18 protein-coding genes are annotated in these 17,289 nt (G+C 65.6%); 3 read left to right on the forward strand and 15 right to left on the reverse strand.

Annotation, left to right across the window (positions count from 1 at the left end; genetic code table 11):
- Positions 1-82: 82 nt before the first annotated feature.
- From recA to rlmE, 10 genes are all read right to left on the reverse strand, one after another.
- Positions 83-1,117, reverse strand: a complete 1,035-nt coding sequence (gene recA, locus FHT09_RS19220) for a recombinase RecA (protein WP_016904265.1) — start codon at positions 1,115-1,117, stop codon at positions 83-85.
- Positions 1,118-1,289: 172 nt separating this feature from the next.
- Positions 1,290-1,937 (reverse strand): transcriptional repressor LexA, encoded by a 648-nt coding sequence (lexA, locus tag FHT09_RS19225; protein ID WP_104537811.1) that lies wholly within the window; start codon positions 1,935-1,937, stop codon positions 1,290-1,292.
- Between the two features lie 94 nt (positions 1,938-2,031).
- Complete coding sequence (gene ubiB / locus FHT09_RS19230) at positions 2,032-3,708, reverse strand: 2-polyprenylphenol 6-hydroxylase (protein WP_104606725.1); 1,677 nt, start codon at positions 3,706-3,708, stop codon at positions 2,032-2,034.
- Between the two features lie 572 nt (positions 3,709-4,280).
- Positions 4,281-4,775, reverse strand: a complete 495-nt coding sequence (locus tag FHT09_RS19235) for a CinA family protein (RefSeq protein ID WP_164740302.1) — start codon at positions 4,773-4,775, stop codon at positions 4,281-4,283.
- A gap of 318 nt (positions 4,776-5,093) precedes the next feature.
- Positions 5,094-6,413, reverse strand: coding sequence for a ribosome rescue GTPase HflX (hflX, locus tag FHT09_RS19240; RefSeq protein WP_104606724.1), 1,320 nt, complete (start codon positions 6,411-6,413; stop codon positions 5,094-5,096).
- 11 nt (positions 6,414-6,424) lie between these two features.
- Entirely contained in the window at positions 6,425-6,703 is a 279-nt protein-coding gene (hfq, locus tag FHT09_RS19245; protein ID WP_005915027.1) for an RNA chaperone Hfq, read from the reverse strand.
- Positions 6,704-6,780: 77 nt separating this feature from the next.
- The gene (gene miaA / locus FHT09_RS19250) at positions 6,781-7,764 is read right to left on the reverse strand and encodes a tRNA (adenosine(37)-N6)-dimethylallyltransferase MiaA (protein WP_104606753.1); all 984 of its coding nucleotides are present in this window, start codon (positions 7,762-7,764) and stop codon (positions 6,781-6,783) included.
- Positions 7,764-8,666 carry a dihydropteroate synthase gene (folP, locus tag FHT09_RS19255; RefSeq protein ID WP_104606723.1) on the reverse strand — a complete coding sequence of 301 codons (903 nt, stop codon included), beginning with the start codon at positions 8,664-8,666 and terminating at the stop codon, positions 7,764-7,766. Before folP ends, miaA begins: the two co-directional genes overlap by 1 nt.
- A 124-nt stretch (positions 8,667-8,790) precedes the next feature.
- Positions 8,791-10,731, reverse strand: a complete 1,941-nt coding sequence (gene ftsH / locus FHT09_RS19260; RefSeq protein WP_181141373.1) for an ATP-dependent zinc metalloprotease FtsH — start codon at positions 10,729-10,731, stop codon at positions 8,791-8,793.
- A gap of 60 nt (positions 10,732-10,791) precedes the next feature.
- Entirely contained in the window at positions 10,792-11,424 is a 633-nt protein-coding gene (gene rlmE, locus FHT09_RS19265) for a 23S rRNA (uridine(2552)-2'-O)-methyltransferase RlmE (protein ID WP_047128569.1), read from the reverse strand.
- Positions 11,425-11,489: 65 nt separating this feature from the next.
- Between rlmE and yhbY the strand changes: the two genes are divergently transcribed.
- Together yhbY and FHT09_RS19275 are read left to right on the forward strand one after the other, a co-directional pair.
- Positions 11,490-11,795: a ribosome assembly RNA-binding protein YhbY gene (gene yhbY, locus FHT09_RS19270; protein WP_104537813.1), complete on the forward strand. Its 306-nt coding sequence runs from the start codon at positions 11,490-11,492 to the stop codon at positions 11,793-11,795.
- 15 nt (positions 11,796-11,810) lie between these two features.
- Positions 11,811-12,191, forward strand: coding sequence for an Mth938-like domain-containing protein (locus FHT09_RS19275; protein ID WP_104606721.1), 381 nt, complete (start codon positions 11,811-11,813; stop codon positions 12,189-12,191).
- Between the two features lie 214 nt (positions 12,192-12,405).
- Here the strand turns inward: FHT09_RS19275 and FHT09_RS19280 are convergent, their stop codons facing one another.
- From FHT09_RS19280 to surE, 4 genes are read right to left on the reverse strand one after another with little or no spacing between them, the layout of a single operon-like run.
- Positions 12,406-13,182 carry a peptidoglycan DD-metalloendopeptidase family protein gene (locus tag FHT09_RS19280; protein WP_181141372.1) on the reverse strand — a complete coding sequence of 259 codons (777 nt, stop codon included), beginning with the start codon at positions 13,180-13,182 and terminating at the stop codon, positions 12,406-12,408.
- A complete protein-coding gene (locus tag FHT09_RS19285) occupies positions 13,179-13,793 on the reverse strand; it encodes a YqaA family protein (RefSeq protein ID WP_104606719.1) in 615 nt (204 codons plus the stop codon). Before FHT09_RS19285 ends, FHT09_RS19280 begins: the two co-directional genes overlap by 4 nt.
- Positions 13,794-13,811: 18 nt before the next feature.
- Positions 13,812-14,489, reverse strand: a complete 678-nt coding sequence (locus FHT09_RS19290) for a protein-L-isoaspartate(D-aspartate) O-methyltransferase (protein ID WP_104606718.1) — start codon at positions 14,487-14,489, stop codon at positions 13,812-13,814.
- Positions 14,486-15,265, reverse strand: a complete 780-nt coding sequence (surE, locus tag FHT09_RS19295) for a 5'/3'-nucleotidase SurE (protein WP_104606717.1) — start codon at positions 15,263-15,265, stop codon at positions 14,486-14,488. The genes FHT09_RS19290 and surE overlap by 4 nt, the downstream gene beginning before the upstream one ends.
- Positions 15,266-15,364: 99 nt before the next feature.
- On the opposite strand from surE, the gene FHT09_RS19300 reads away from it, so the two are divergent.
- The gene (locus tag FHT09_RS19300) at positions 15,365-15,904 is read left to right on the forward strand and encodes a Smr/MutS family protein (protein ID WP_166775803.1); all 540 of its coding nucleotides are present in this window, start codon (positions 15,365-15,367) and stop codon (positions 15,902-15,904) included.
- Between the two features lie 135 nt (positions 15,905-16,039).
- Here the strand turns inward: FHT09_RS19300 and truD are convergent, their stop codons facing one another.
- Positions 16,040-17,149, reverse strand: a complete 1,110-nt coding sequence (gene truD / locus FHT09_RS19305) for a tRNA pseudouridine(13) synthase TruD (RefSeq protein WP_104606715.1) — start codon at positions 17,147-17,149, stop codon at positions 16,040-16,042.
- Positions 17,150-17,289 lie beyond the last annotated feature (140 nt).

Here is a 17,289-nt window from a genome sequence, read left to right on the forward strand (position 1 = left end):
GGGTGGCCCACTCGGACGTCCCGGTTCGCGCTTGCCGCCACACCTGCCTGATGACGACTCGTCCCGCGCCGCCTGGCGGCTGTTATTCCTTCTCGACGTCGTCGCCGGCTTCGCGCGGCGCTTCGGCCGGCTGGAACTTCTCGCGCAGTTCGGCTTCCAGCCGCACCGCGACCTGCGGGTTGTCGCGCAGATAGCCGCGCGCGTTGTCCTTGCCCTGCCCGATGCGTTCTTCGCCATAGCTGTACCAGGCGCCGGCTTTTTCGACCAGTTTGGCTTCCACGCCCATGTCGATCAGCTCACCTTCGCGGCTGATGCCTTCGCCGTAGAGGATTTCGGTCACGACCTGCTTGAACGGAGGCGCCAGCTTGTTCTTGACCACCTTGATCTTGGTCTGATTGCCGATGATTTCGTCGCCCTTCTTGATTGCGCCGATACGACGGATATCCAGACGGACCGACGCGTAGAACTTCAGCGCGTTGCCGCCGGTGGTCACTTCCGGACTCTGGCCCGGCATCATCACCCCGATCTTGTGGCGAAGCTGGTTGATGAAGACCACCAGCGTGTTGGAACGCTTGATGTTGCCGGTCAGCTTGCGCAGCGCCTGGCTCATCAGGCGGGCCTGCAGACCCGGCAACTGATCACCCATTTCGCCTTCGATTTCGGCCTTCGGGGTCAGCGCGGCGACCGAGTCGACCACCACGATGTCCACCGAACCGGAACGCACCAGCATGTCGGCGATCTCCAGCGCCTGTTCACCGGTATCCGGCTGCGACAGCAGCAGGTCGTCGACATTGACGCCCAGCTTGGCGGCGTAGATCGGGTCCAGCGCATGCTCGGCGTCGATGAAGGCTGCGGTGCCACCCTTTTTCTGGCACTCGGCAATCGCCTGCAGGGTCAGGGTGGTCTTGCCGGACGATTCCGGACCGTAGATTTCGACCACACGGCCCTTGGGCAGGCCGCCGATCCCCAGCGCGATGTCCAACATCAGCGAGCCGGTCGGAATGACTTCGACGGCCTCGATCACACGGTCGCCCATGCGCATCACCGAGCCCTTGCCGAATTGCTTTTCGATCTGGCTCAGTGCGGCGGAAAGGGCGCGCTTCTTGTTCTCATCCATCTGGGTGATCCTTGTCAGTGATTTCGGTGTAGGGCTAATGTAACGGCGGTGTATCGCACAGGCTGAGACTGGCTGCGACATACTCAGATTAGAGTGGTGACCATGGCGGTGGCAGCGGGGAATCCTGCATTACCAACTCGGGATAACGCCATTATGTCCGTCGGCGCAGCGCTCAACGATTCGGCCTCAGCAGCCCGCAATACAGGCCTTCGATCGCGAAATCCTGGTCCGGCAACACTTCGATCGGCGCATAGTCCGGGTTGCGCGGCAGCAGGCGGATACGGTCCTTGCCGATCTTCAACAACTTGACCGTGATCTCCTCATCGATCCGCGCCACCACGATCTGCCCCGAACGCGCGTCGCGGGTGCGGTGCACCCCGATCAGGTCGCCATTGAAGATGCCTTCGTCGCGCATCGAGTCGCCCTGTACCTTGAGCAGATAGTCCGGCGACGGCGAGAAGAACACCCGATCCAGCACCACGAAGTCGTCCGAGCCGATATCCGCGCCGATCGGCAGGCCTGCCGCCACGCGCCCCAGCACCGGCAGGCGCAGGACATCGTCGCGCATCGGTTCGTTTGCAGCGGCAGGTGGGGTGCGCGACTGGGCGCCCTGCCCGGCCAAGCGGATGCCGCGGGCCTGGCCGGGGACGCGACGGATCGCACCGGCCTGTTCCAATGCCTCCAGATGGTATTGCGCGCCGCGTACCCCCTTGAAGCCGAAGGCGCGCGCGATCTCGGTCTGCGAGGGCGGTACGCCATCGGCATCGATGCGCTCGGCGATCAAGGCCAGGATTGCTTGCTGGGTATCGGTCAGGTCCATGGTTAGTAGTATTACTACTAACTGACGCCTGCGCAATAGCCGTGTGGTGCGCGATGCGCGGTTCTGCAATCGGGGGGCGACACGCGCGTCGCGTCTAACGGCGGCTCCGCCAGATGGAGAACAGGATCCAGACGCCGCAGATCGCTGCGCCGATGAAACCACCGACCCCCAACGCAAGTAGCCAGCGGCTGGCACTGCCACCGACACTGTTCATGACGATCGACGAGCCGATCACCAGCGCAGCAGTCACGATCCCCATGGTGAGCCGGTTGGCCGCGCGATCGACCTGTTCGCCGAACTCGCGCAAGGCACGCGTTTCGATCTGCAGTTGCAGCTTGCCGCGTCGTGCGGCCTGCAGCAGCCGTTTGAGATCGCGTGGCAGATCGCCGATCAGGTCGATCGCACCGGTCACGGTGCGACGGCTGCGCCGCAGCATCGCGCTCGGAGCATAACGCTGCAGCACCACGCGTTCGAGATACGGTCGCGCCTCGGTGGCCATGTCGAAATCCGGATCGAGCTGACGGCCCATGCCTTCGAGCGTGAGAAACGCCTTGATCATCAGCGCCAGATCCGACGGCAGGGTCAACCCGTGATCGCGCAGGATCGAGGTCACATCGCCCAGCATCGCGCCGATGCGCAGCTCTTTCAGCGGCACCCCGCGGTACTCGTCGACGAAGGCGCCGATATCCTGCTGCAGTCGCGACTCATCGATCTCCAGGCTAGTGCCGGCCCATTCCAGCAGTACGTCGATGACCGCTTCGGCGTCGTAGCTGACCATGCCATGCAGCAGTTGCGCGACCTGGAAGCGACGCTGCTCGGAAACGCGTCCGACCATGCCGAAATCGATGACGGCGATGCGCCCGTCGCGCAGATAAAAGATGTTGCCCGGATGCGGGTCGGCGTGGAAACAGCCATCATGCAGCACCATCTTCAGCACGATCCCGGCACCGGTACGTGCGAGCGCCTTGCGGTCCAGGCCTGCCGCATCCACAGCCGCCAGATCCCGCCCCGGGATGCCATCGATGAATTCCTGCACGTTGAGCGATTCGCAGGTCCACTGCCAATAGACGGACGGCACCACCACCTGGGCGTCGCTGGCGAAATTGGCTGCGATGCGCTCGGCATTGCGACACTCGGCGGCGAAATCGAGTTCGCGCCGCAAGGAGACGGTGAATTGCCGCACCACTTCAGCGGGGCGATAACGCTTGAGATCGGGCGCACGCGTTTCCACGATTTCCGCCAGGCGTGCCAGCAGCCGCAGATCCGCATCGATAACATCGCCGATGCCGGGGCGGCGGATCTTCAGCACCACCGGTGTGCCATCGGCCAGCCAGGCGCGATGCGTCTGCGCCAGCGATGCCGCAGCCAAAGGCTGTTCGTCCAGGCGTGCGAACACGCTTCCCGGCTCCGCGCCCAAGGCTGCGACCAGTTGCGGGCGGAGCTGTTCGAACGGTAGCGCAGGCACTGCGTTCTGCAGCCCGCTCAGCTCTTCGATCCACTCCGGCGGCAGCAGGTCCACACGCGTGGCCAGCACCTGTCCCAGCTTGACGAAGGTCGGCCCGAGTTCCTCGAGCGCGCGCCGCACCCGCATCGCCGCAGACATGCGCAGGCGGCCCTCGGCGTTGTGCCAGTGCAGCAGCTTGCCGGCGCGTTCCAGCACGTCGGCCAGGCCGATGCGACGCACCACATCGCCGAATCCATAACGGATCAGCACCGCAGCGATTTCCTGCAGCCGCCCAAGGTCCCGAACGGTGCCGAGTGCTTCCCACATCAGCGCACCGCCTGCGATTGTGCTGCGGCACCGAGCCCTATCGCATCAATGTGCATCGCTGCCCGCCTGGCGTGGCTGGAAGTGCGCATTGACCATGCACCACTACGCGCAATGCCGGTGGCTGCATGATCGCTCGCGCACAAGACCGCGCACTGACCGGCCGCCTCGAGCGTCGGCTGCGGGACGGCTGCGCGCCGATCACCCAGCAACGCCAGCACGCTGCCAGCAGATCGGTGCGGGGCGGACAACAACAACGCATGAGCGGAAAGCGGCAGCATCGGCACGCAGGTTGGCAACGAGACCTTGTTTGTAGCCGATCTGCACGTGCCTGTCGCGTCATGGGCGCCTGCGGGCTTAGCCGAGGTTGCGCTGACGCATGGATCTTGGTGCCGATGATCGAGGCTGGAAACACTGCTGGCAGAACCTGCGGAGCGCACAACGAACGCACTGCCATCAAGGCTGCATTGCAGCCACGTACCAAATGCGCAATCGCTGACTGTCCAATAGAATCGCCGCAGCCAGAGTCACGCGCTTCGCAGCATGGCGTGCGCGCGCCTTCTTCCGCACCGGGACTAGAGCAATGCGCTCAGGCCCCGCAGCGCGGCGACCACGGTCTGACGACGCACTGCATCGCGATCGCCAGCGAAGTGGAACAACTGCGCAGTGGCATAGCCGCCACGCCGCTTCCAGCCGATCCATACCGTGCCGACCGGCTTGTCCTCACTGCCGCCACCCGGCCCGGCGATGCCGGTCACCGCCACCGCGATGCTCGCACCGGAGTTGACCAGCGCGCCGGACACCATTTCGATCACCGTTTCGCGACTGACCGCACCATGCACTTCCAGCGTGTGCGGCCGCACACCCAGCAAGGCCTGCTTGGCCTCGTAGCTGTAAGCGGCCATGCCGCAATCGAACCAGTGCGAGGATCCCGCTACATCGGTGACCGCCTTGGCGATCCAGCCACCGGTACAGCTCTCGGCAGTGACCAGGCGCTCACGCGCGGCAAGCAGTTGCTGACCAAGGTGTTCGGCCAGCTGCTGCAGTTCGGAATCGGCGGACATGGACATGGGCACGACGAATGAAGAAACAACCGACGTTTTAGCCGAATTTGCCGCGCCTGTCTGCGCTGGCGCCCATCCCGCGCCAGCGCAGACGGGGCCGGGGTTCAGTGGCGGTATGCAGCCAATGGCAGCAGGCATCGGTAGCGCTGGCGGCCGGATCGCAACGGTGTCGGCGGCGATGGCCGACATTCTTATGCCTGCACAGACACCCATCCGGTCGCGCAAACAAACGGGATGCCAGGACCGAGACCGACGCACGATCGCCGCCGCCTGCACCCTGACAACGGCGATCCGCACGGCCGGCGCAAGCCGACCGTGTAGCGATCACGACTCCCAGTCTTCTCGACGATCGGGCAGCATCGCGCGCAGTGGCGCACCGTCGTTGCCGGCAGCCAGGCGCTCGGCCTCGACCATCGGCAGGTCCACATCCAGCAACCAGCCGTCCTCGTCTGACTGTTCGCCGCGCACCACCTCCAGTTGATGCAACTTGGAGCGCAGACGGCCGGCGGACGGCGGCAACCGCAATTGCCCGGTCACATGACGCAGATCCAGTCGCTGCCCGAGCGCGTGCTGCAACTCCTGCAGCCCGCGCCCGTCGCGCGCAGAAACCCACACGCGTTCGCGCCGCGCCTGGTCGGGAATGCCGTCCTGCGCATCGTGACGCACCTGCGCGCCTTCGATCTTGTCGATCTTGTTGAACACCAGCAGTTGCGGCAAATCACCTGCGCCCACCGCGTGCAACACCTCATCGACCTGCTGGATGCGTTCCTCGCGCAGCGGGTCGGCCGCATCGACGATATGCAACAACAGATCGGCGTCGCGCGCCTCGGACAAGGTCGAACGGAATGCGGCGACCAGCTGGTGCGGCAGATCGCGCACGAAGCCGACCGTATCGGCCAGGATCGCACTGCCACCGGGCAACGCGATGCGGCGCACGGTGGGATCGAGCGTGGCGAACAACTGGTCGGCCACGTAGGCCTCCGCACCGGTCAAGGCGTTGAACAGCGTGGATTTGCCGGCGTTGGTATAACCGACCAACGCAATCCGCGGCAGCTCGCTGCGCATGCGCGCACGTCGCATCTGGGTGCGCTGCACCTCGACCTTTTCCAGCCGCTGCTGCAACTGCTCCACCCGCTTCTGGAGCAGGCGGCGGTCGGTTTCCAGCTGGGTTTCGCCAGGGCCGCGCAGGCCGATCGAACCACCGCGCTGACGCTCCAGGTGGGTCCAGCCGCGTACCAGGCGGGTGGCCATATGCCGCAACTGCGCCAGCTCCACCTGCAGCTTGCCCTCGTGGCTGCGTGCCCGTTGCGCGAAGATGTCCAGGATCAAGCCGGTGCGGTCGATCACGCGCCGCTCCAGATAGCGCTCCAGATTGCGCTCCTGACCGGGCGACAAGGTGTGGTTGACCAGCACCAGATCCGCGCCGGTGGCCTCGGCGGCGGCCTTGATCTCTTCCAGCTTGCCGCTGCCGATCAAGGTCGACGGATTCGGTTTGTCGATGCGTGCGGTGAGCGTGGCCGCCACCGTGGCGCCCGCCGACTTGGCAAGGTCGGCGAACTCCTCCAGCACATCCTCTTCGGCAGGCCCACCGGAATGGGTCTGAATCAACAACGCGTGTTCACCCTTGCGGGAGCGATCAAACACGCACTACTCCATTACTGCTCGACGTCGTCATCTTCCGCCTGGTTGCCTTCATTGGATTGCACATACCCACCACCCGGTCCCACGCGCACATTGCGCGCCGGCACGACCGTGGAGATGGCGTGCTTGTAGACCATCTGACTCACGGTGTTGCGCAGCAGGACCACGAACTGGTCGAACGACTCGATCGTGCCCTGCAGCTTGATGCCGTTGACCAGATACACAGAGACCGGCACCCGCTCGCGCCGCAGCGCATTGAGGAATGGGTCCTGTAAAGATTGCCCCTTAGCCATCGAAAACTCCTCTTCATTATTGTTCTTATAGTCCCGGTCGATACCCGCCATCCCCAGCTGGCCCCGGAAACGGGATGTTACACGCCTGAAGCCTGCCGCACAGTGGGACGTTGGCCGAGGAAGTCGACAAGTGCGCTTTCCAATCGATGGCGGTCACGCTCCGGGTCGAACCAGCGCGCGTCGAGCTCGCCACGTAGCCAGGTGAGCTGGCGCTTGGCCAGCTGACGGGTGGCCTGCACCGCCCTGTCGCGGAAGTCGGCCAGGCTGCCGGCCCCATCCAGATACTCCCAGGCCTGGCGATACCCAACGGCGCGCACCGCTGGCAGATCCAGCGGCGCAGCGACCGCACGCAAGCGCGGCAGGGCCCGCAGGCGTTCCACTTCGGCCAGGAAATCCTGAGCCAGCATCGTGTCCAGGCGCTGTTCGATGCGTGCATGCAGCACCGCGCGCTCGCGCGGCGCCAGCACCACCTTCAGTACCCGCACCGGCAAGCGCGGGCCCGGCGGTCGCGCCTGCCAGTAGCTGATCGGCCGGCCGCTGATCCGGTAGACCTCCAGCGCGCGCTGGATCCGTTGCGGATCGGTGGTATGGATCCGCGCAGCCGCGACCGGGTCGACGTCGGCCAGTTGTGCGTGCATCCGGGCCCAGCCAAGCCGCCCGGCTTCGGCTGCGATTGCCGAGCGCACCGCCGGGTCGGCCTCGGGCAACTGCGACAGCCCCTCCAGCAAGGCGCGGAAGTACAGCCCGGTGCCGCCGGCCAGAATCGGCAGCTTGCCGCGCGCCACGATCTGCTCGATCGCCTGCCGCGCATCGCTGGCGAATTCCGCCGCCGAGTAGATCTGCCAGGGATCGCGCAGATCGATCAGGTGGTGTGGCACCGCCGCGCGCATCGCGGCATCCGGCTTGGCCGCACCGATGTCCAAGCCGCGGTATACCAGTGCCGAATCGACGCTGACGATCTCGCCGTTCCAGCGCTGCGCGGCGTCCAGCGCCAGCGCGGTCTTGCCGCTGGCGGTCGGCCCCATCAGTGCGATCGCCAGCGGGCGGCGGTCGGCCGGCATCAGTCCTCGTCCGGCCAGCGAATGCTCGGTGCCGCAGGCGCGTTCACGCGCGGCAGCGGAATCGCCGCCATCGCGTTCCACACCTTCAGGGCATCCACGGTGGCGGCCACATCGTGCGCGCGCAGCAACATCGCGCCGTGCTGGGCGGCGAGCAGATGCGCGGCGACCGAGCCGTACACGCGCTCTGCGGCGACCTGGCGCCCGGTCAGCTCACCGATGCTGCGCTTGCGCGACAGCCCCGCCAGGATCGGAAGGCCGAACTCCTGCAGCCGCTGCAACTGCGCCAGCACGGTCAGATTGTGCGTAGTGGTCTTGTCGAAGCCGAAACCCGGGTCGAGGATCAACCGGCGCTTGTCGATCCCGGCCATTTCGGCAGCGAAGATGCGCTCGGCGAGGAAGCGATGCACCTCGGCCACCACGTCGTCGTAGTGCGGCGCGTCCTGCATCGCATGCGGCGCGCTGCGTGCATGCATCAACACCACCGGCACCCGCAATTCGGCCGCAGCATCCAGCGCACCCGGCGAGCGCAGCGCATGCACGTCGTTGATCATGCCGGCGCCGGCCGCGACCGCCGCGCGCATCACTTCCGGCTTGAAGGTGTCCACACTGATCGGCACAGTGGTCTGCTGCGCCAATGCCTGGATCACCGGGATCACGCGCTGCAGTTCTTCCTCCAGCGACACCGGCGTGGCGCCGGGACGGGTGGATTCACCACCGATATCCAGCACCGCAGCGCCCTGCTCGACCAGACCCAGGCCATGCGCGATGGCGGCCTCGCAGCTGGCGTGCTGGCCGCCGTCGGAAAACGAATCCGGCGTGACATTGACGATCCCCATCACCTGCGGCGCGTCCAGTCGCAGCACGCGACCGGCGCAATCCAGCTTGAGGGCGGTGTCGAACATCAGTGGTGTCTCCTTGGATGGTTGCGATAAGCGCTGACCGGGCGATGCGGCCCTACAACGCATCAAGGCCGGGAATCGCTTCCCGGCCTTGATGAATGCGTCTGCAGCTGGGCGATGCGCGGCGTTACAGCTGCTCGGCCGGCCCGGCAATCGGCGGCAACGGACGCGGGCTGCCCTTGTCGTTGTTGTTGCCGCCGTCCTTGTCGGACTTGCCCCAACCCGCCGGCGGCGGCGGCTCGCGGCCTTCCATGATGGCATCGATCTGCGGCACGTCGATGGTCTCGTACTGCAGCAGCAGCTGCGACATCGCATGCAGCTTGTCCAGGTTCTCGGTGAGGATGGCCTTGGTCTTGCTATAGGCCTTGTCCAGGATCGAACGCACCACTTCGTCGATCATGCGCGCGGTCTCGTCGGAGACGTTCTTGTGCTGTGTCACCGAACGCCCCAGGAACACCTCGTCTTCCTCCTCGCCGTAGGCCACCGGGCCCAGCTCGTCGGACAGGCCCCACTTGGTGACCATGTTGCGCGCCATCTTGGTCGCACGCTCGATGTCGTTGGACGCGCCGGTGGTGACCTTGTCGCCGCCGAAGATCAGCTCTTCCGCCACGCGGCCGCCGTACAGCGAGCAGAGCTGAGATTCGATTGCCACCCGATTCATCGAGTACCGATCGCCTTCCGGCAGATACATCGTCACGCCCAGGGCGCGACCGCGCGGAATGATCGTGACCTTGTAGACCGGGTCGTGCTCGGGCACCAGGCGACCGACAATGGCGTGGCCTGCCTCGTGATACGCGGTGAGCGTCTTCTCGTCCTCGCTCATGGCCATCGAGCGGCGCTCGGCACCCATCAGGATCTTGTCGCGGGCACGATCGAAGTGGTCCATGCGGACTTCCTTCTCGCTGCCGCGTGCGGCAAACAACGCCGCCTCGTTACACAGGTTGGCCAGGTCGGCACCGGAGAAGCCCGGGGTGCCGCGTGCGATGACCATCGGCACCACGTCGTCGGCCAACGGCAGCTTGCGCATATGCACGCGCAGGATCTGCTCGCGGCCCTTGACGTCCGGCAGGCCGACCACGACCTGGCGATCAAAACGACCCGGACGCAGCAACGCCGGATCCAGCACGTCGGGGCGGTTGGTCGCAGCGATCACGATCACGCCTTCACCGCCTTCGAAACCGTCCATTTCGACCAGCAACTGGTTCAGGGTCTGCTCGCGCTCGTCATGCCCGCCGCCGAGCCCGGCGCCGCGATGACGACCCACTGCATCGATTTCGTCGATGAAGATGATGCACGGTGCATGCTTCTTGGCCTGCTCGAACATGTCGCGCACACGGCTGGCACCCACGCCGACGAACATTTCCACGAAGTCCGAGCCGGAGATGCTGAAGAACGGCACCTTGGCTTCGCCGGCGATCGCCTTGGCGAGCAGCGTCTTGCCGGTACCGGGCGGTCCGACCATCAGCACGCCGCGCGGAATCTTGCCGCCCAGCTTGGTGAACTTGGTCGGGTCGCGCAGGAAGTCGACCAGCTCGCCAACCTCTTCCTTGGCCTCGTCACAACCGGCAACGTCGGCAAACGTAATCTTGACCTGATCCTCGCCCTGCAGCTTGGCGCGCGACTTGCCGAAGCTCATCGCGCCCTTGGCGCCACCGCCACCGCCCTGCATCTGGCGCATGATGAACAGCCAGAAGCCGATGATCAGGATGACCGGCAGAAAGTTGAGCACCAACGACCAGAAGCCGGGCCCGGTGGAGGGCTTCTGGCGGGTCATCTCGATGTTCTTGCTATACAACACGTCGACCAGCTTGTCGTCGCGCGGGCCGTAGACGGTGGCTTCGCTGCCGTCGGTGCGCTTGAAGCGGATCGCGTTGACCGCCAGGTTGGTCTCGTCGGTGTAGTCCACCAATTTGACGCGTCCGGAGTCCACTTCCTTCAGGAACTGGGTGTAGGTAATCGAGTCGGGGCCGACACCGCCCGCCATCCGCGGCGAGAAGCTCTGGAAGACGACCATCAGCACAACCGCGACGACCACCCACAGCAGCAGATTTTTGGTCAAGTCGTTCATCCTCATTGGCTCCGGTGCCCTCTACTCTTCAATTCTTGAAACACGGTGGTCATTGGCAGCTTACTTGATCTGGACACGCTTGCCCTGACCGAGCGCATAAACTTCCGGGGAGCGCTTGCGCGAGGCCGCCGGTTTGCGAATCGTCACCTTGTCATAGCGGCGGCGAAGCTCACGAATGTAGTCGTCGGACCCGACACCCTGGAACAGCTTGATCAGGAACGCCCCGCCCGGTTTGAGGTGGGCGTCGGCAAATTCCATCGCCAGTTCCGCAAGGTGCATCATCCGCGGTTGGTCGACCGCATCCATGCCACTCTTATTGGGGGCCATATCGGACAGCACAAGGTCCACCGGCACATCGCCCAGCATCGCCTCGAAATCCGATAGGACGGTTTGCTCCCTGAAGTCGCCGTGAAGGAACTCCACGCCGGCAAGCGGCGGCATCTCCAGGATATCCAGCGCCACGACCCGGCCGCTGTCGCCCATGGACTTGCGTACTTGCTGCGACCAGCCGCCTGGTGCGGCGCCCAGGTCGACCACCACCATGCCCGGCTTGAGCAGACGGTCGCGCTGGAGCAGTTCTTCCAGTTTGTAGGCCGCGCGCGAACGCATGCCTTCGGCCTGCGCCTTCTTGACGAACGGATCGGCGAAGTGTTCCTTGAGCCAGCGCTGGCTGCTTTTACTACGGGAAGGCATCGGCAAAGGGGTCTGTACGGGTCGCCATGATACCCTGAACACCCTTTGCTGCCTTTTGATCCTGCATGTCCATTGTTCTCACCTCCGCCCAGAACCGTTTCCTGCGCGGCCAGGCCCACGATCTCAAGGCACTGCTGCAGACCGGCGGAAAAGGGGTCACGCCGGCATTTCTGGCCGAACTCGAGGACGTGCTCGAGCGCCACGAACTGATCAAGGTGAAGGTGACATCGGAGGATCGCCAGGCCCGTGACGCCATGATCGCCCAACTGACCGAGCAGACCGGCAGCGCGCTGGTGCAGCGGATCGGCCACGTCGCCATCCTGTACCGCCCCAGCAAGGAAAAGCGCCAGATCGTGCTGCCGCGCGGCTGACCCGACAGGTTCGACATGCCTTTAAGCCAGGAACACCCCGATTACGCCTATGCGCTGCGCGCGGCCGATGGCCGCCATGCCAAGGTGAACGACCAGATTCTGCAACGCAGTTTCATCCTGATGCCCGACGAGCTGGTGGAAGGCTGGCCGGTCTCCGCTCTGGAGCAACTCCAGGTCGCGCACATGGACGCGGTGCTGGCGCTTGCCCCGGCGGTGATCCTGCTCGGTACCGGCGAGCGGCAGCAGTTTCCGAAGACGGACGTACTGGCAGCCTGCCTGACCCGCGGCATCGGCCTGGAAGCGATGACCAACGCGGCCGCGGCGCGCACCTACAACGTGCTGGCCAGCGAAGGCCGCCGGGTGGCGTTGGCGATGATTCTGGAAGGCCGGGATTAGGGAATCGGGAATCGGGAATCGGGAATCGGGAATCGGGAATCGGGAATCGGGAATCGGGAATCGGGAATCGGAAAAGCAGGCCGAGCTAAAGTTTTTCTGTCAAACAATAATTTGACAAAGACTAAGATGCCGCGCCTTTGCCGGGCATCGCACGCGGCCCACCGATAAAGCTCCAGGCCAAGGCTGTTGCGATTCCCTATTCCCTATTCCCTATTCATTTTTTAGGTAGATACAACAGCGGATCCACCGGCTTGCCGTTGTAGCGAATCTCGAAGTGCAACATGTCGCGGGCAGCGCCGCTGCGGCCCATTTCGGCGATCTGCTGACCGGCCTTGACGCTCTGGCCTTCGTTGAGCAGACGCTTGCGATTGTGCCCGTAGGCGGACAGCCACTGGTCGTTGTGCTTGATGATGATCAGTTCGCCGTAGCCGACCAGGCCGGCGCCGGAGTACACCACCACGCCATCGGCCGCGGCACGCACCGCCTGCCCGCTGGCGCCGGCGATGTCCACGCCCTGTTTGGTGGTCTCGCCGGTGACGAAGGTGCCGACCACCACGCCATCGGCCGGCCAGCGCCACGGAAATCCGCTGCTGACCGGTGCTGCGATCGGAGCGCTCGGACGCGGCGGAACCACCGTACCGGCGGTAGAGGTGCTGCCGCCCTGTCTGCTGGCTCCGGGCGGGTAGAGCTTGAGGGTCTGGCCGGGATAGATAGTGTTCGGTGAGGACAGGCCATTCCAGGCTGCCAGATCCGGCGCGGTGATGTTGGTGCGGCGCGAGATGGCGTACAGCGTGTCGCCGCGTTGGACGGTGACGCTCGCACCCGGGCGCGGCACCGACGGACGCGGTGCTGCGGACGGACGCGCGGACGACGAACCGCCGCCGGCTCCAGGCGAACGCGTCACCGTGGCGCTGCTGCAGGCGCCCAGCCCGACGGCAAGTGCGAGCAGGACTGATGTCTTACATACCGAATTCATCTGCAACTTGCTCATCCGTTGGTTGTCTTCCACACCAGCCACCCCGCTCCCACCGCCAAGACGGCCATGGCCACCCAGCCCAGCGGCTCGATCCAGCGATGCAACGCGGCCTCGGCACGCGCCCCACCCAACCGGATCGCGCCGGCCACCAGATACACGCGCTTGCCGCGCCCGACCAACATGCTGGCGATGAAAGGCAGGATCGGCACGCCGACCACGCCCGAGGCCCAGGTAAAGATCTTCAACGGAATCGGGGTAAAGCCCACCAGCACCAGCGCCCAGAAGGCCTTCCACGGCGAATCGGCGACCAGCGTGCGCAGCGTCTCGATCTGCGTCTGGATCTTCGCACTCCAGCCCAGCCATTCGATCAGCGGCTGCAATGCGGCGAAGGCGAAATGGCCCAGCAGATAGCCGACCAGCGCACCGCAGACCGAGCCGATCAGGCTCAAGGTGGCGAACCACAAGGCGCGCCTGGGTTCGGCCAGCGACATCGGCGCCAGCATCACCTCCGGCGGCACCGGAAAGATGAAACCCTCCACGAAACTGAGGCCGGTCAGCAGCGCCGGAGCGCGGCGATGACGCGACCAACGGATGGCCACGTCGTACAACGGCCCGAAGATCTTCATCGAGAAACTCTCATGGATTCAATCCAGCATGCCCGACAACAGCGGGACGAACGTGACCGGCGCCAGAACCTGCTGTTCGATCGCGCCGTCGGCATTGCGCGTGAGTTGCACCAGCGACTGCGACGAGGCACCACCGACCGGTGCGACCAGCCGCCCGCCGACCGCCAGTTGGTCGACCAGCGCATCGACCAGCGCCGGCGCGGCGGCGGTGACCACAATGGCATCGTAGGGGCCGTGTTCGGGCCAGCCGATGCGGCCATCGTCGTGCTTGCTGCGCACGTTCATGCCCAGGTGCCGGAAGCGCTTGCGCGCCTGCCGCAGCAGATCGCCGATGCGCTCGACCGTGTACACCTCCAGCCCCAGCGCGGCCAGGATGGCCCCCTGGTAGCCGGAACCGGTGCCCACTTCGAGCACCTTGGTCGGGCCGACCTGCAGCACCGCCTCGGTCATGCGCGCGACCACCCAGGGCTGCGAAATGGTCTGGCCGTGGCCGATCGGCAGGGCCGTGTCTTCGTAAGCGCGCGAGGCCAGCGCTTCGTCGATGAACAGATGGCGCGGCACGGTACGCATCGCGTTGAGCGTGGCCTCGTCCTGGATGCCGGCCTCGCGCAGGCGCTCGACCAGCCGGTCGCGCACGCGCTGGGAGGTCATGCCGATCCCGACCGATTCCGGTTGCAGACGCAGCCTCGGCGTCATGCCGGCGTATCCAGCGCGGCGGTCAAGCCGCCCACCCAGCCGGCCACCGTCTCCAACGCCTGATAGCGGGTCAGATCGACATGGATGGGGGTGATCGAGATATGCCCGGTGCGCACGGCATGGAAGTCGGTGCCGGCGCCGGCGTCCTGCTCCGGCCCGGCCGGGCCGATCCAGTACACGGTGCGGCCGCGCGGGTCGCGCTGCGGCACGCAGGGCTCGGAACGGTGGCGGTTGCCCAGCCGGGTGACCTCGAAACCAAGCACATCCGACCAGGCCAGGTCCGGCACGTTGACGTTGAGGATGGTGTCGGCCGGCAGCGGATCGGCCTTCAGCCGCGCCACGATCTCCACCGCGGCGCGCGCGGCGGTCTCGTAGTGATGCGCCTGGTGATTGTGCGTCACCAGCGAGACCGCCACCGCCGGCAGGCCGAGGAAACGGCCTTCCATCGCGGCGGACACGGTGCCCGAATAGATCACGTCGTCGCCGAGATTGGCCGAGTTGTTGATGCCGGAGACCACGATATCCGGGTCGTAATCGAGCATGCCGGTCAGCGCCAGATGCACGCAGTCGGTCGGCGTGCCGGCCACTGCGCAGGTCTGCGCGTCGATGCGGCGGGTGCGGATCGGCACATCCAGCGTCAGCGAATTGCTGGCGCCGGAGCGGTCGCGGTCGGGCGCGACCACCATCACTTCATGACCGGCATGGCGCAGCGCCTCGGCCAAAATCTGGATGCCGGGGGCGTCGACACCGTCGTCGTTGCTAACCAGTACGCGCATGGGACTCCTCGGAAAACCGGGCCATGATACCGGATGCGTCCGCGCCCTTCGCGCTTGATCTTCGCTTGCACCTGAGGTTGGGCACGTTACGCTGTGAGCATGTCCCATCCCGAAGACGAAGACGACGGCGCGCTGTTCCGCGCAGCGATCGGCGCGGTCAAGCCGATTCGTGAAGTCGCCCCACCGGCCAATGCCAAGCCGCGCCCCAAGCCGCGCGCGCGCATGGCCGAGCACGACGAGGCGCAAGCGCATACCGAATTCGCGCGTTTGCTGCGCGACAGCGCCCCGTTGGAGGCAGGCGATACCGCCAGCTACCGACGCGAGAATCTTCCCACCCGATTGTTTCAACGGCTCAAGCGTGGTCAGTTTTCGATCCAGGACGAACTGGACCTGCATGGCGCCACCGCCGCGCAGGCCGAATCCCTGCTGCGGCAGTTTCTGATCGAAGCACATGCACACGAACATGGCTGCGTGCGCATCATCCACGGCAAGGGGCTGCAGTCCGACACTGGCGCGCCAGTGTTGAAAAACCTGATGGATCGTCTGCTGCGTCAGCGCAACGACGTGCTGGCGTTCCATTCGGCGCCGGCCACGCAAGGTGGCACCGGGGCGTTGCTGGTGTTGCTGGCGCGGCGTTAGGGCCGATTGGGCAATGGGTCGCCGATGTAGGCATGCGCTTGCGCAAAGGATGCGTCAATGGGCAGGCCTGTCGCGGCCAGGTCCGCTCCTACGGCGGTGACGTGTGTGCCGGGTGGCCAACGACAGCCGAACAGGCTAGGCGTCGGGACGCGTGTTGGCGTTGAGACGGCCGGCGTCGCTGACCTCGCCGAGCTCCCACAGCACCGCGGTGGCGTAGCAGCCCGGCGGCAGTGCGAATTCGATCTGCAGGCTTTCGGCATCCCGCCAGCGATACTCCAGCTGCTGCGGACGCAAGCGCAGTGCACGGCGCTCCTGCTTCAAGCCCGCAGCTTCCAGCCCTTGACGCAGCGCTTCCGATTGCGGATCGGACAATGCGCCCTGCTCCACCGCCGCAGCTTGGTCGGTCGAACGCAGCTCGCCTGCGCCCCACAACGGCCCGCTGGGATGGATATCGAAGCGCGCCAGGCGCTCCGCCAGTACATCGTTGAACGACTCCGGGCCGAACACGCTGCGTGAGCCATCCAGCATCCACGCCTCGCCATCCAGCGCGGTATCCCAGCTGCCCTGCTCCACGCGTGCGGTGAGCACGCGATTGAACAATGCCGAGCGCGCCGCCGACAGCAGCATCGAGCGTTGATCATTACGCAGCCGCCGCCTGGATGCCGGCGCCGCTGACAAGGTGCCGTCGGCATTGGACACATAACCGAACATCGCCAGCGCGGACGCCACGTTGCCGCCATCGCGGCCGAAACGCTGTTCGCCAAACCAGTTGGGGATACCGCGCGCGGCGATCGCCTGCAGACGCTGTTCGATCGCTGCGCGCTCGCCCTGCACCTGGCGCAACGTCAACCCGAAACGATTGCCCAGCAGTGCGCCGCGTTGCAGCTTGCGGTTGTGCCAGGTGCTGGCGATGACCTGCATCTCATCGTCGTCGAGCGTGGCGAGCTCCGGCGCGATGCGCTTGGGCAGATGCACGCTAAAGCGCTGCGTGGTCACCGCATGGCGGTCCTTCAGCCCGGCGTAGCTGACGCCCATCTCGGCGATTCCGGCCCACTGCGCGAGTTTCTTGGCGATATAGGCGGTGTTCTGCCCGCGCTTGCGGATGGTGAGCAGCAGGTGCTCGCCCTCTCCGGTGGGCTCGAAGGCCGGCAGCTCATCGACCTGAAAATCTTCGGGCGTGCTGCGCATCGCCGCGCCGAGGACCGCAGCGCCATGCGCGCGCGGCAGAACAAAGGTGTCGCTCATGCTGTGGTTTACCTTCGCGCCGACAGGTCGTGCGCTGTGTGCCGAATGCTTCGGCGCGGTGGTGTCGCGGTGCAACGCCAAGACGAGCTCGGCGCAGGTAACCGCGATCTGGAGCGGCTGCAACACCTGGCCGGCAGTGT

It is taken from the genome of Xanthomonas sp. CFBP 8152 (assembly GCF_014199025.1).
In the GTDB taxonomy this organism is placed as follows: Bacteria; Pseudomonadota; Gammaproteobacteria; order Xanthomonadales; family Xanthomonadaceae; genus Xanthomonas; species Xanthomonas arboricola_B.